General features: G+C 73.3%; 8 protein-coding genes. All 8 read left to right on the top strand.

The genetic code is table 11. The features are described from left to right. The 8 genes from ACFXKG_RS34540 (at nucleotide 1) to ACFXKG_RS34575 (ending at nucleotide 14,571) form a co-directional block, all read left to right on the top strand. The gene (locus ACFXKG_RS34540) at nucleotides 1-828 is read left to right on the top strand and encodes a DeoR/GlpR family DNA-binding transcription regulator (RefSeq protein ID WP_384847367.1); all 828 of its coding nucleotides are present in this window, start codon (nucleotides 1-3) and stop codon (nucleotides 826-828) included. A 577-nt stretch (nucleotides 829-1,405) separates the two neighbouring features. After that, nucleotides 1,406-3,244, top strand: coding sequence for a BTAD domain-containing putative transcriptional regulator (locus ACFXKG_RS34545; protein WP_384847369.1), 1,839 nt, complete (start codon nucleotides 1,406-1,408; stop codon nucleotides 3,242-3,244). 156 nt (nucleotides 3,245-3,400) lie between these two features. After that, entirely contained in the window at nucleotides 3,401-5,662 is a 2,262-nt protein-coding gene (locus tag ACFXKG_RS34550; protein ID WP_384847371.1) for a TOMM precursor leader peptide-binding protein, read from the top strand. Then, entirely contained in the window at nucleotides 5,652-7,655 is a 2,004-nt protein-coding gene (locus ACFXKG_RS34555) for a TOMM precursor leader peptide-binding protein (RefSeq protein WP_384847373.1), read from the top strand. Before ACFXKG_RS34550 ends, ACFXKG_RS34555 begins: the two co-directional genes overlap by 11 nt. 81 nt (nucleotides 7,656-7,736) lie before the next feature. Beyond that, complete coding sequence (locus ACFXKG_RS34560; RefSeq protein ID WP_384847375.1) at nucleotides 7,737-9,416, top strand: nitroreductase family protein; 1,680 nt, start codon at nucleotides 7,737-7,739, stop codon at nucleotides 9,414-9,416. Nucleotides 9,417-9,437: 21 nt separating this feature from the next. Next, on the top strand, nucleotides 9,438-12,383 hold the full coding sequence (locus ACFXKG_RS34565) for a lantibiotic dehydratase (protein ID WP_384847377.1): 2,946 nt from the start codon (nucleotides 9,438-9,440) through the stop codon (nucleotides 12,381-12,383). Continuing rightward, the gene (locus tag ACFXKG_RS34570) at nucleotides 12,371-13,462 is read left to right on the top strand and encodes a lantibiotic dehydratase C-terminal domain-containing protein (RefSeq protein ID WP_384847379.1); all 1,092 of its coding nucleotides are present in this window, start codon (nucleotides 12,371-12,373) and stop codon (nucleotides 13,460-13,462) included. The genes ACFXKG_RS34565 and ACFXKG_RS34570 overlap by 13 nt, the downstream gene beginning before the upstream one ends. Further along, a complete protein-coding gene (locus tag ACFXKG_RS34575; RefSeq protein WP_384847381.1) occupies nucleotides 13,459-14,571 on the top strand; it encodes a peptidase M50 in 1,113 nt (370 codons plus the stop codon). The genes ACFXKG_RS34570 and ACFXKG_RS34575 overlap by 4 nt, the downstream gene beginning before the upstream one ends. The last annotated feature ends 39 nt before the right edge of the window (nucleotides 14,572-14,610 follow it).

Consider the following 14,610-nt stretch of genomic DNA (forward strand, 5'->3'; position numbering starts at 1 on the left):
ATGGCCCCCATCGGATCGAAGGCGCGGCGCGACCGCATCGTCCACCTCGCCACGACGACCGGACTCGCCAGTGTGGAGGAACTGTCACGGCTCCTCGGTGTGACGGCGTCCACCATCCGCCGCGACCTCGCGAAGCTCACCGCCGACGGCCGGCTCGCCCGTACCTACGGCGGGGCCATGGCGCTGGCCGCCCACCCCGAGGCGTCGCTGCGGCAGCGCACGGGCGAGGCGTTCGAGGCCAAGCGGGCCATCGCGCGGTGGGCGGCGGCCGAGGTGCGTCCCGGCGAGTCGCTGCTGCTCGACGCGGGCTCCACGGTCGGGGCGCTCGCGCACGAACTGCGCACGGCGAAGGACGTCACCGTCGCCACCACCGGTCTGACGGTGCTGCAGGAACTGGCGGACGTCGAGTCGGTCCACGTCGAGTGCCTGGGCGGCACACTGCGCCCGCTCAGCCAGGGGTTCGTGGGGCCGCTGACCGAAGCCGCCCTGGAACGCCTCACGTTCGACCGGCTGTTCCTCGGCACGGACGGTGTCTCGCCCGAACACGGCATCTGCGAGGCCGACCTGCGCCAGACCCGGCTCAAGGAGCTGATGACGCGGCGCGCGGACCGGGTCTACGTGCTGGCGCACGCGGCGAAGCTGGGCCGCCGCCCCTTCCACAACTGGACGCCCATCGGACCGGACTGGACCCTCGTCACCGACCGCACGGCCGACCCCCGCGTCGTCGAGGGGCTGCGCTCGCGCGGTGTCACGGTCGTCCTGACCGCGGCCGGGCCGGGTGAGGCACCGGGGCCGGGCGAGGCACCCGGGCCGGGGCCGACTGGCTGAAAACCGGACACCCGAGGAGGTCCCGCCGAGCGCGCACGCGCCGCGGGACCTCCCTTTTTGTGCGCGTTCGCGGGGGCAGATCGTATTCATGCTCAATAAGTGCTTCTTGCCTGTTGTGGTGTGCTGTGGAAGGGCGTCCGTACGGAATGCCGAACGGGGCGGGTGACGAAGGGTCGACTTTCCGTGGGCTAGTTACTAGGATGCCCGACAAGATCTTGCCACCGGCATTGTTGAAATCCTCCAGGATGTGTCGGCTGTTATTCATCTTTTGGTAAAGCGAAGTTAATTCCTCTAGGCACGTTTGGACGTATCGCGCCGTTGAGCAGGCCCGCATCGAGGGTGCTGGGCTGCTCGGCCACGCGGATACGGGGGAGTGGGAAATCCGTGAGGTCCGGCAGAGGTCTGAACCACAGAAAAAAGCGAAGAAATTCTCTCTGTGGGTGTCCCGGCGGCATGGTGTGCCCGTCTTTCGGCACTTTCATGCGCCGTGGGCCCGGGTGCTGATCCGAGGAACGGGGGTCGCGTGCGTTTTCAGCTTTTGGGCCCTTTGAGTATTGCCGAGGGTCATGACGTTGTTGTGCTCAAACCGTCCAAGCCGTCCAGTCTGCTGGCGGCTCTGCTCATTCATCCCGGATCCGTCGTGTCCACCGGCTATCTGCTGAGAGCCCTGTGGGACGACGACCAGCCGGCCACGGCCAGGGCCGCGCTCCAGAGCTGTGTGCTCAGGCTGCGGCGGATCTTCGTGAAGTACGGGGTCGCCGGCGACGTCATCGAGGCGGTGCCCGGCGGCTACCGGATGAACGTGGACACCGACACCCTGGACCTGGTGCGCTTCCGGACGCTCGTACGGGCGGCGGACGGCGCCGGGGACGCGGAGGGGGAGCTCTACCGGCTCAAGGAGGCCCTGACGCTGTGGCAGGGCCCGCTGCTGGCGAACGTGCCCTCCCTGATGCTCCACCGTGACGAGGTGCCCGGGCTCACCGAGGAGCGGCTGCGCACCCTCGAACGCGCCTGTGACATCGAGCTGTCGCTGGGCCGCTGCCGTCAGGTCCTGGTCGACCTGTGGGAGGCCGCCCGGCGCCATCCGGGCCGGGAGCGCTTCGCCGAGCAGCTCATCGAGGCGCTGTACCGCACCGGTCGGCAGTCGGAGGCGCTGGCCGAGTACCGCGCCGTGAAGGGCCGGCTCAAGGAAGAACTGGGCATCGACCCCGGCCCTTCCCTCCAGCGGCTCGAACTCGCCATCCTGCGCGGGGACGACCTCGGGTCCGTCGCGCTCGACCAGGCCCCACAGCCCCTGGAGATCGCCGCTCCGGTCCGGCTGACGGCGCCGGTGGCCCGCACGGCGACGGTCCGGGCACCGGACGACGGAGACCGTCCGCAGGGTGAGCCGGCACCGGCCGCGGCCCGGCCCGTACCGCTTGGGGCCCGGGCGGCCCTCGCGCCGCTCACGCTGCCCGCATCGCCGGTACCGCCCTCGTTCCCTGTACCGCCCGTGCCGTCCTTCACGGGCCGGGCGGCCGAACGGGCTGACATCACGGCCCGGCTGACGGGGCGTTCCCCGGACACCGCCCTCGTGGTCCTCTCCGGAGCACCGGGCATCGGCAAGACGGCGCTGGCCCGGCAGTGTGCCCACGACACCCAGGACGCCTTTCCCGGCGGTGTGTTCGTCGTCGCCATGACCCACCCGGACGGCGCCCCCCTCACCGCCGGCGAGGCGATGGCGCACCTGCCCGGGCCCGGGGCCGGCGACGGCAGGACCCTGCTCGTCCTCGACGACGTCACCACCGCCGACCAGGTGCGCCCCCTGCTCCCCGCGGTGCCGGGCGGCGCCGTGGTCGTCACCAGCAGACGGGGGCTCGCCGGGCTGATGGCCACCCACGGCGGCAGCGTCCACCGGCTCTCCACCCTGGACCCCGCCGAGTCCCGGCAGTTGCTCACCGCCGCGCTCGGCGCCGAACGGGTGGCCGCCGAGCCGGCCGCGGCCGGCGAACTCGCCGACGTCTGCGGGCACTTCCCGCTCAGCCTGCGGATCGCCGCGGCCCGGCTGCTGACCCGCCCCGGGCTGAGCGTCGAGGACTGCGTCCGCTGGCTGGCCGAGGACCCGCCGGCCCGGCTCTCCCTCGCCGACGACCCGCGGATGTCCGTACCGCAGGTGTTCGGGCGGGCCCTGCGCCGGCTGGAGCCGCGCTGGCAGGACGCCTTCCGCCGGCTCGGGGAACAGGAGGGGCTGCTGGTCCCGGCCCATGCCCTTGGCGACTCGCCCGAGGCCGAGGAGGCGCTGGAGCGGCTCGCCGACGCCGGGCTGCTCGAAGAGGGGCCGCCCGGCCCGTACCGCATCCATCTTCTGCTGAAAATCTACGCGCGTCGGCAGGCGCGCGAACGGAACACCGGCGAGGCGGCGACCGTGCCCCACTGAGCGGCGCCGCTCCGTCCTCCCCCCGACGACCCGGCCTCAGGGGATCTTCGTCCCCGGAGATCCCCGGAGATCCCCGGAGATCCCCGAAGAACCCGGACATTCGAACTCCCGCACGATCAGGCCACCTTGACCACGTATCCAGGGGTGTCATCTCTCATGGGCTCAGCGACCTACGAAGCCGTTGCCTCGACCAGTCCGCGCATCCGCCGCGACGTCCTGTTCACCGAAACACCGGACGGTGTGCTGTTCCACAACGCGGACGGCGGGTTCCAGCTCACCGCCAAGGCCGCCTACCGCTTCGCCACACTGATCGTCCCGCATCTCACCGGGGAGCACTCGGTCTCCGACATCTGCCGGGGCCTCGGCGACCAGCAGCGCGCCATGGTGGGCGAGCTGGTCAAGAGCCTCTACGAACGGGACTTCGCCCGCCCCGTCCCGCCCCCGGAGCCCGGCGCCGACGCCCCCGGGACACCGCCCGACGCGGCCCGGCGGTTCGCCCCGCAGATCGCCTACATCGACCACTACTCCGACGACGCGGAGCGCCGCTTCGAGCGCTTCCGCACCGCGCGGGTGGCCGTCCTCGGCGACGACCTCGTCGCCCGTTGGTGTGTGCTCAGCCTGATCCGCAACGGCTGCGCCACCATCGGTGTGCAGCCCGCCCTCGGCGCCGAGAACCTGGCGGCGATCGAGGCCGAGGCGCGCGAAGCGGCCTCCGACGGCTGCCCCGTCGACCTGCCGCGGATCGCCCCCGACGCCACCGGGGCCCCGCTCGGCTGGGCGGATCTCGCCGCGTACGACATCGTCGTGACGACCGGCGGTCCCGCCGCGCCCGGCCGGCTCTTCCCGCTGCTGCGCGTCGGCGTACCCGAGGGCCGTACCCTGCTCCCGGCCTGGTCCTACGGCGAACAGGCCGTCGTGGGGCCGCTGATGACGGCGGACACCGCCGGCTGCTGGTCCTGCGCCGTGCTGCGCCTCGGCGCCCACGACGGGGCCGCGGCGGCGGCCGACATCTGGCACGGCCTGGCGCTGCCCGGCGCCGCGCCGGTGGGTGAACTCCCCAGCAGGCCGCTGTCGGCGATGCTCGGCAATCTGCTGGGGTACGAGATCTTCCGCCGCACCACCGGCGCCCTGCCCGCCGAGACCGCCGGCCACCTGGTCATCCAGGACATGCGGTCCCTCGACGTCACCACCGAACCCCTGCTGCCGCACCCCCGCTGCCCGCTCTGTGCCGGCACCACCGCGCCCACGGCGGACACCGGCACCGAGCCGACCGGTCAACTCCCCGTGGATCTCGGGACGGTGGGCAGCGGCACCCCGCCGATGCCGACGGTGGCCACGGCCCGGGAGGCCGACGAACTCGTGGCGGAGCTGAACCGCCGCTCCACCCTGGTCCGGCCGCGTGCGGGCGTCTTCACCCGGTTCGCGGACGAGCCGCTCACCCAGATCCCGCTGAAGGCCACGATTGTCGAGTTCGGCCTCGGGCACGGGGTCCGGCGCCGGGTCGCCGCCTTCGACGTGCACCATGTCGCGGGCGCCCGGCTGCGCGCCCTGAACGCGGCGGCCGGGGTGTACGCCGAACATGTCGTCCCCACCACCGGTGTGGTGACGGCACACCAGCTCGACACCGTACAGACGCGGATCGTCGACCCCCGCACGCTCGTCCTCGCCGCGGGCGGGGCGCCGGACGGTGAGCGGGTGACCGCCTGGACCCGGGCCACCTCCCTGCTCAGCGGGGAGCGCGTCCTGGTGCCCGCGGCGGCGGTACGGACCTTCGGGCCGCACAACCGCGACCGGCTCTTCGAACCGTCCGCCGCCGGCACCGGCGCGGGCGCGTCGGCGGCCGACGCCGCCGCCGGCGGACTGCTCTCCGCCCTCGCCCACGACGCGCTCGGCCGGGCGCTGCGCGGAGCCCCGGCGCTCCGATGGGCACCGGAGGCCCTCGACGACGGCGAGGACGCCGAACTCACCTTCCTGGTACGGTCCGCGGCCGTCCTCGACGTCGGCCTCGAACTGCTCGACCTCGGCGAGGGCGACCGCTCCGGCGTCCATGTGCTGCTCGCCAGGGGAGCCGGCCGATGGGCCGTCGGCAGCGACACCGTCCGGCGGCGCGCCGCCGCGGCGGCCGTACGCGATCTGCTCGGGGAGGTGCAGCTCGGCGCGGAGGAGACCGCCGCCCCCTTCGACACCGGCGATCCGCTGCTGCGCGACCTCGACGCGTCGACGATCCGCCCCGCCGGTGACCTCGACTCCGGCCCGGCCGCCGCCGGCGCGCGGACCACCTGGTCCGATGTGCTCGACCGGCTGAAGGCGGCGGGCCGCGACGCGCTGTGGCTCGACACCGACTCGCCCGACCTCGCCGCCGCCGGACTCCGCACCGCCCGCGTCCTCCTCACCACGGAGGAGCCCCGTGGCGTCTAGCACCCTCGCCGCGCCCCCGGACGAGGACGAACAGGCGGGCCACCGCACGGGCGACACCCCGGCGGTACGGGCACTGCGCGGCCCGCTGCGCCGCGCACTCGACGGACTCGGCGGCCCCGCGGTGACCCTCACCGGGCTCGGCGCGCACAACGCCTTCGCGCCCGGAGCCCCCACCGAGGACGCCCCTCTCGCGGAGTCCGCCGTCCCGGTCCAGGTGTACGGGGGGCACGCCGTCGTCGGCCCCCTGCCCGGGGCCGGCGGCACCGGGGCTCCCGGGGGCTGCGCCCACTGCCTGGCCCGCCGCTGGCAGTCCGTACGGTCGGTGGCGCTGCGCGACGCCCTGGAACGCGGCGGGGAGACCCGGGCGGCGGGCGCGTGGCCCTACGCCGTGCCGTTCGCGGCGGACGCCCTCGCCGCCCTGATCACCGCTCTGGTGGCCGGGACCGCCCCCGCCGCCTCCGAAGAGCCGTTCCCGGAGATCCGTCTCCTGGACCTGCGCACCCTCGCGGTACGGCGCTACCCCCTGGTGCCCGACCCGGAGTGCCCGCGCTGCGCCACCCCCCGTAACGACAGCGCGGAGGCGGCCCGGATCACCCTGCGCCCGGCGCCCAAACACCGCCCCGGCGCCTTCCGGCTGCGCCCCGTCGAGTCGTACGCCATCGATGTGGCGGCCTACGCCAACCCGGTGTGCGGCGCGCTGGGTCCCTCCGTCGTCCACGACATCTCGTCCACCTCCACCTCGGCGACCATCGGCTGCTTCTCCATGCGCGCCGGTGACTATCTGCGCGAGACGTTCTGGGGCGGCCACGCCGATTCGTACGGCCGCAGCAACCGCATCGGCGTCCTGGAGGGGATGGAGCGGTACGCGGGGATGCGGGCGCGCTCCCGGGTCACCAGCGTCACCGGAACCCTCGACGCGTTCGGCCCCGACGCCGTGGACCCGAGGGACGTCGGCCTGTACGCCGAGGAGTTCTACACCGCCAACCCACGGGTCCGCCCGTTCGCGCCCGACCGCGAGATCCCCTGGGTGTGGGGGTACTCGCTCCGCGACGACCGGCCCCGCCTGGTCCCCGAGGTGCTGACGTACTACCACGCCCCCGGTCTGGAGAATCGTTTCGTCCAGGAGAGTTCCAACGGCTGTGCCTCGGGGGGCTGCCTGGAGGAGGCCGTCTACTTCGGGCTCATGGAGGTCATCGAGCGCGACGCGTTCCTGCTCACCTGGTACGGGCAGCAGCCCCTGCCCGAGATCGACCCGGCCACCAGCGCCCGCCCCGCCACCCGCCACATGGTCGACCGGCTGGCGATGTACGGCTACCGCGCCCGGTTCTTCGACACCCGGATCACCTTCCCCGTACCGGTCGTCACCGCCGTGGCGGAGCGCTTCGACGGCGGCCCCGGCCGGATGTGCTTCGGCGCCGGCGCCGGGCTCGACCCGGAATCGGCGCTGGACTCGGCGCTCTGCGAGATCGCCACCGACGCCGTGAACCTCCAGGAACGCACCGAGCGCGACGGGCCCCGACTACGCGCCATGGCCCGGGACTTCGACCGGGTGACCGCCCTGCACGACCACCCGCTCGTCTACGGCGTACCGGAGATGGGCCGGCACGCCGGTTTCCTCCTCGACCCGGGCACCCCGCACCGGCGCGGCGTTCCCGCAGAACCCTCGTGCGCGGTGGGCGAGTTGAGCTGGCCGGACCCCTCCGGAGCCACGGCCTCCCCGGACCTCAGGGAGGACCTGACGCGCTGCGTCGACGCGGTCGCCTCGGCCGGATTCGACGTGGTCGTCGTCGACCAGACGATGCCCGAACAGCGCGCACTCGGCCTGCACACCGTCAGCGTGCTCGTCCCCGGACTCCTGCCGATCGACTTCGGCTGGTCACGGCAGCGCGCCCGCACCATGCCCCGGCTGCGCACCGCGCTGCGTACCGCCGGACTGCGCGAGCGCGATCTGCTGCCCGAGGACCTCAACCCGGCCCCCCACCCGTTCCCATGACCGGCCCGCCCCGCCGCCGCGCCGGCCGCCCCGAACCCACCGCCGTCCAGCCGAGCACCGTCCAGCAGAGAGGAGGATCCCATGGGCTACGCCCATGACTACGCCGCCGCGATCATGCTGCGCGGCCGGATCCCGATGGAGCCCGCCGATTTCGTCCCCGACTGGGCGGACCGGCCGAGGAAGACGAAGTTCTACCCCGGTGTCGAGTCGTTTCCGCTGCCCGACCCCGACGTCCCCGCCGCGGCCACCCTGGCGGCGGGCTGTCCGGGCCGGGGCGGACCGCGTTCCGGGCCGTCCGCCCCGGCCACGGCACCGAAGGCGTTCACTCTGGACACCCTCTCCGGAATGCTGCGGGACTCCTACGGGCTGACCGGCCGCAGGCTCGGCGTCCAGACCAACACCGACCTCGCGGCGCTGCCCCACTACACCCAGGCCAACTGGTCGCGCGGCACCGCCTCGGGCGGCGGACTGTACCCGGTCAGTGTGTACTGGGTCTCCGGCCCCAGCGGTCCGCGCGCGCCGGGCATCCACTACTACAGCGCCCCGCACCACGCCATGCAGCGGCTGCTCACCGGCGATGTGTCCGGGCAGCTGCGCGCGGCACTCGGCGACCCGGACGGGCGGCAGGACCAGTTCCTCGTCCTCGGGATCAAGTACTGGCAGAACGCGTTCAAATACAACAGTTTTTCGTTCCACGCGGTGAGCATGGACCTCGGCGCGATCCTCGGGACCTGGCGTCTCTGGGCCCGCGCGCAGGGGCTGAGCGTCGAACCGTCGCTGTGGTTCGACGAGAGGGGACTGAGCCGCTTGCTGGGGGTGAACAACGAGGAAGAGGGCATCTTCGCCGTCGTCCCGCTGACCTGGGAGGGCGCGGAGCCTTCCGCCGATGCGCCGCCGGTCGACGGGGCATCCGCCGAGGAGGCGCCCGTCGAGGAAGCACCGGCCCCTGCCGCCGGGGCTCCGTCCGTACGGCACACCGACAGCGAACGCTCCCGTACGGTCCTGGACTTCGAGACCCTGCGGCGTATTCACACCGCGACGGCGGAAGCCGCCACCGACCGTCCCGCGCCCGGCGCGCTCGCGCCGGCCGCCGCCGTGACCCCGGAGACGACCGGCACCCCCGTCCCGCTGCCCGCGCCCGAACTGCCCCCGGTGACCGTGCGCGACGCGCTGCGCGAGCGCCGCAGCAGCTTCGGACGCTTCGACGCGAGCCGCCCCGTCACCCCCGCCCAACTGGGCGCCGCCCTCAGCGCCTGCGCCGACGCCTCCCTCGGCAGCGAGGCGGAACGGCCCGCGGAACCGGACGGCACCGCACCGGACCTCGTCACGCAGTACGCGTTCGTCAACCATGTCGAGGGCGTCGAGCCCGGCGCGTACGCCTACGATCCCGCCACCCACGCGCTGCGCCCGGTGGTCCCCGGCCCGCCGGGCCCCTTCCTCCAGCGCAACTACTTCCTCTCCAACTACAACCTCGAACAGGCGGGCGTGGTGATCGTCCCGACCATCCGCACCACCGCCGTCCTCGACGCCGTGGGAGACCGGGGATACCGGCTGGTCAACGGCGTGATCGGGGCCGTCGCCCAGACCTTCTACACCGTCGCCACGGCCCTCGGGCTCGGGGCCGGTGTCGCCCTCGGCTTCGACAACATCTCGTACATCGAGGAGCTCGGCCTCGAACGCACCGGCGAGAAGCCGCTGCTGATCATGCTGCTCGGCAACGAGCGGCCGCAACCGGCCGACTTCCGCTACGAGATCGTCTGACCGGGGATGGGGGAATCTGTCATGACACCCGGAACGGATCCACGCCCGGCGCACACCACCTGGCACCCCGGGCGCCGCTTCATGCTGCGCGTCGCGGGGCTGCCCGTGGAGTCCGTGCGCGCGCTGCGCTGCGCGGACAGCCGCCGCTGGGCGGACGAGGTCCTGGCGGCCGAGGAGCGGTTGCGGAGCCGGGGCGCCGCGCTCGGCGACCGCCTCCACGCACTCGTGCGCACCACCGACACGGACCCGGACGGGGCGGGCGCCGGGCACCGCAGGCGCCTGCTCGCACTGCGCCGCCAGATCTTCAACAACCGGCTGCCCGCCGACCCCGAGGCCGCGCTCCGTCTCGTCGGCGAGCTCGACCCGAGCGTGGTGGAACCGGTCGCCGAGTGGCTGCGGGACCGCCGCCTGCTGGAGCAACTGCGGGCCGAGGGCGCGCCGCTGCTCGCGGCGGACCTCGCCAGGACGCGCGCCGCGCTGCGCGGGCTCCTCGCCGAGGACCGGCTGCGCCACGGCCTCCAGCTCGCCTCCCCGACCCTGGAGGGGCAGCTTGACGGCTATCTGGCACAGGCTGCGGCCGGTCCCGGGGCGGTGCCCGACAAGCGGATGCGGAAGATCGAGCGGTCGGTGCTCTCGTACCTCTACCGGACGGCGTGCAAGACCAGCCCCTTCAGCACCTTCACCGCCGTCGCCGCCGGCACCTTCGACGACGGACGCGACGACGGACATGACGCCGGACGCGACGCCGGTCAGGGCACCGGTGCGGACGGCGGCGAGCACCGCGGCGACCCGGCCGCCGTCCACCTCGGTGAGGGGTGGACCAGCCATGTCCGGCTCAACGTCGTCGTCCTCGCGCGGTTCGCCGAACTCGTCCTCGCCGACCCCGAACGGCGGGGCGATCTGCCCGTACGCCTCGCCTCCGGCTGGGAGCGCGACGGTGACCGGGTCAGATACGTACGCCAGTGGATCACGGCGGGCGACGACTCGGCCGCCGTCACTTTCGACGCGGTGAAGGACCGGCTCTTCTTCCTGCGCCGCAGCGGCACGCTGGACCGGCTGCTCGGCCTCTTCGACGGGGACGCCGAGCCGCGCTACCGCGACCTCGTCGAACGGCTGCGCGCCGAACACGACGCCGAGCCCGAGCTCTGCGAGACCTATGTGGCCGCGCTCCTCCAGCTCGGCATGGTCCGGGTCCCGTGCCTGGACACCGACGTCCACAGCCCCGATCCGCTGCGCTCCTTCCGCAGCGCCCTGACCGCCCTCGGCCGGCCCTGGGCCGACGGGCTGGCCGCCGCTCTCGAAGGCCCCCTGCGCGCCATCGACCGCTTCCCCGGGGCCGACCGGGCCGAACGCGCCGAGCTGCTGCGGGAACTGCGCGCCGGACTGCGGGCCGCGCAGCGCGGACTGAGCGGCGGCGAGGCCGCCACCCTGCCGCAGACCCTGCTGTACGAGGACGTCAGCGCGGGCCGCGACCTCACCTGCGCGCTCGACGCGTGGGCCGGACCGGACGGCGGGCGTTCCGGCGGGTCCGCCCTGCGCTCCGTCGAACGGGTCCTGCCCGCCTTCGATCTGACACTGGCTCAGCGCGTCACCTTCAAGGGGTTCTTCCTGGCCCGCTACGGCAGCGGCGGGCGGTGCGACGACATCCTGGGGCTCGTCCACGACTTCCACGAGGACTTCTTCGACCAGTACCTCACGTTCGCCGCCAAGCGGCGCCCCTTCGACGACCGGGGCGCCTATGTCCCGGAGGAGAACTGGCTCGGCCTGCCCGGGATCCGCGCGATCGACACGGCCCGGCGGGTATTCATCGACCGGATGCGGGCGGCGTGGGACGGGCGCGGCGACGAGGCGGCGGACCTCCGGCTCGGAGAGCGGGACCTCGCGCTCGTCGCCGACGAACTCGCCCCCGTCGCCGGTGACTTCGTACCTCAGTGCCACCATCTGCAACTGGCGCGTACCGAAGGGGACGGCGCGCCGCTGATCGTGCTCAACCGCTCCTACGGCGGACTTTCCTTCCCCTTCAGCCGGTTCACCCACGTCTACGACACACCGGACGGACAGGAACCCGCGGGATCCTTCTCCCGGGCGCTGCGCGACACCGCCTCCGCCGTCACACCCGAGGGCGCGGTGCTGGCCGAGATCACCGGGGGAGCGGTCACCAGCAACCTCAATCTGCACAGCCCGCTCACCGGCCACCAGATCGTCTGCCCCGGCGAGTCCAGCTCCGTCCCCGAGGAGCGCCGTATCCACCTCGACGACCTGTACGTCGAGCACGACACCGCCGCGGACCGGCTGGTCCTGCGCTCGACGCGGCTCGGCCGCGAGGTGATCCCCGTGTACCTCGGCTACCTCGTGCCGCTCGCCCTGCCGGAGATCCCGCGCACCCTGCTGCTGATGTCCCCGACCTCGATGGCGCCCCTGGACGTGTGGGGCGGCGTCCCGGAGGGCGAGGCGCGCGACGGGGTGACCTCGCGCCCCCGGGTGACGCACGGCGACGTCGTCCTCAGCCGCCGCAGCTGGACCACGACGGCCGGCGCCCTGCCCGTGCACCGGCCCGGACCCGGCACGGCCTCCGGCGCGGACCAGGACCGGTTCCTCGCCTGGCAGCGCTGGCGGCGCGCCCACGCGCTGCCGGACCGGGTCTTCGCGACGGTGTCCAGCGGCCCCCGGGGCGGCGCGGGCGCCAAACCGCAGTACGTGGACTTCGACAGCATGCTCTCCCTCACCGCCTTCGAGGCGCTGCCGAACCACCCGGACGACCGGATCGTCCTGCGCGAGATGCTCCCCTCCGAGAACGGTCTGCACGTCCGCTCGGCGCGCGGACACCATGTCGCGGAACTGGCCGTGGAGACCTTCACCTCGGCCACGGACCGGCCGACCGCGGAGCCACCCCTCATGGACCGGCCGACCACGGAGCCCTCCCTCACGGACCGATCGACCAAGGACGCACCGACATGCCAGAGCTGACCCCCGTTCCCGGCGCCGGCCCCTCGGGCGACTGGCAGGCCCTCCACATCTTCTACGCGGCCAACCCGCAGCCCCTGCTGGTCAACTGCGTCCGGCCGCTGGTGGCGGAACTCACCGCCGACGGCCTGCTCGCCGGGCACTTCTTCATCAACTACTGGCTGGAGGGCCCGCACGTCCGGCTCCGGCTCAAGCCCGCCGACGCGGCGGCCACCGACGAGGTCGTCCGCAGGGCCGAGGAAGCGATCACCGGCTTCCTGCGCAAGCGGCCCGCACTCTACGAGGTCGACTCGGGATTCCTCAACGAGTTCTACAACACCCTGTTCGAGATAGAGTTCCCGGAGGGCGACCGCGGCGCCTTCATGGACGCCGAAGGACGGATGAACCTCCGTCCCAACAACTCCTTCTCCCACGAACCGTACGAGCCCGAGTACGGCAAGTACGGCGGGCCCGCCGGGATCGAACTGGCGGAATGGCACTTCGCACACTCCAGCATCCTCGTCATGGATGCCTTCCGCACCATGAACCTGCACCTGCGCACCGTACTGCTCGGCACCTCCGCCCAGTTGATGATGGTCATGGCCGGCTGCTTCCTGCCCGAGCGGGAGGAACTCGGCGGCTACCTCGACCGCTACTACGAGTTCTGGCACACCGCGTTCCCCGGTACCGGTTTCATCGGCTCGAAGGAGTACGACCGGAACTACGCGGAGATGGCCCCCGGCCTCGCCCGCCGCTTCACCGCGATCCGGCGGGCGATCCGCACCGGCGAACTGGACCGGCTGCCCGTCTTCCTGCGCGGCTGGGCCGAACACTGCCTCGAACTGCGCGCGCGGGCGGAGGAGTTGGCGGTCCGGGGCGAGCTGGTGTTCCGCTCCTGGGACGGCACACGGGACGAGCGGGTGACCGACCCCGCCGTCGCGCTGCCGCTGCTGCTCTCCCCGTACATGCACATGACCAACAACCGGCTGCATGTCACCATCCGCGACGAGGCGTACCTCTCGCACGTCCTCGGCCGGGTCCTGCGCGAGGAGGAGACCCCCGCCGGGGCCGCGGAACCCGGCCCCCGGACGGCCGCCCGATGAGCACACCCCCGGGAGAACTCCTTTCGCACACACCGGCGCTGAGACCCGGCATCCTCCTCAGCCCGGCGCTGCTGCGCGGCGCCGCCACCGTGCACCTCATCAAGGAGCCGGCGGCGAACGCCTCCTTCGAGGTCGGGGAGAAGGAGTACTTCCTGATCTCCCGGCTCGACGGCGTCCGCAGCCTCGCGGAGATCGGCGACGAGTACGCCACGGCGTACGGCAAGCGGCTCGCCGCTCCGCACTGGCAGCGCCTCCTTCAACTGCTCGGCGCGCGCGGCCTGCTGGCCGGGGGGCCGCCCCGCGCCGCGCCGGAGCCCCGCGCCGGCGGACCGTTCGAGGGCACCGTGCTCCGCGGCACCCTGCGGCTGGTCGCCGACGCCCATGCCACGACCGGCCGACTGCACCGGCTGCTCCGCCCCGTCCTGCGCGCCCCCGTCCTGCTCCCGCTCACCGCCGTGCTGGCGGCGATGGAGGTGCTGCTCGCCGCGCACCTGCCCGAACTGGCCCGTGACACCTGGTGGCTGGTCCGGCAGCCCGTCGCGCTGGTGGCCGTCTGCACCCTGCTCTGGCTCTCCACCGCGTTCCACGAACTCGCCCACGGCGTCGCGGCGCGCCACCACGGCGGGACCGTCGGCGAGATCGGGCTGCGCTGGCGGCTCCCGGTGGCCGTCATGTACTGCACCGTCGACAACTACCGTTATCTGCGCAGCCGATGGCACCAGCTCGCGGTCGCCGCCGCGGGTGCCTACGCCAATCTGCTGTTCCTGCTGCCCTTCCTCGCCTGGTGGGCCGCGCTCCCACCGGGGGACCCCACCCGCCGCGTGCTGTCCGGGCTGCTGCTGCTCGGCAGCGTCCAGGCGCTCGTCAACTTCCTCCCGCTGCCTCCGCTCGACGGCTACACGATGCTCGGCCACGCGCTGCGTGTCTCGGGCCTCGCCCCGGAGAGCGGGCGGTACGTGCGGCTGCGGCTGCGCGACCGACCGGCCGCCGCCGCGTACCCGCGCCGCGCCAGGACCCTCTACCTCGGCTACGCCGTGGGGTCGGCCCTGCTCGTCGCTCTCGTCCTGGCGGCCCTGGCAACAGGGCTCGTCCTCCTTTCAGTTCACTGATCCACAACCCCAGAGGGGCGCAGAACCACATGAGCGAGG

Source organism: Streptomyces sp. NPDC059255 (genome assembly GCF_042752355.1).
In the GTDB taxonomy this organism is placed as follows: Bacteria; Actinomycetota; Actinomycetes; order Streptomycetales; family Streptomycetaceae; genus Streptomyces.

Excerpts from the sequence above, each read along its gene's own strand:
- ACFXKG_RS34540 (WP_384847367.1), top strand. The coding sequence starts at position 1 with ATGGCCCCCATCGGATCGAAGGCGCGGCGCGACCGCATCGTCCACCTC.
- ACFXKG_RS34550 (WP_384847371.1), top strand. The coding sequence starts at position 3,401 with ATGGGCTCAGCGACCTACGAAGCCGTTGCCTCGACCAGTCCGCGCATC.
- ACFXKG_RS34560 (WP_384847375.1), top strand. The coding sequence starts at position 7,737 with ATGGGCTACGCCCATGACTACGCCGCCGCGATCATGCTGCGCGGCCGG.
- ACFXKG_RS34565 (WP_384847377.1), top strand. The coding sequence starts at position 9,438 with ATGACACCCGGAACGGATCCACGCCCGGCGCACACCACCTGGCACCCC.
- ACFXKG_RS34570 (WP_384847379.1), top strand. The coding sequence starts at position 12,371 with ATGCCAGAGCTGACCCCCGTTCCCGGCGCCGGCCCCTCGGGCGACTGG.
- ACFXKG_RS34575 (WP_384847381.1), top strand. The coding sequence starts at position 13,459 with ATGAGCACACCCCCGGGAGAACTCCTTTCGCACACACCGGCGCTGAGA.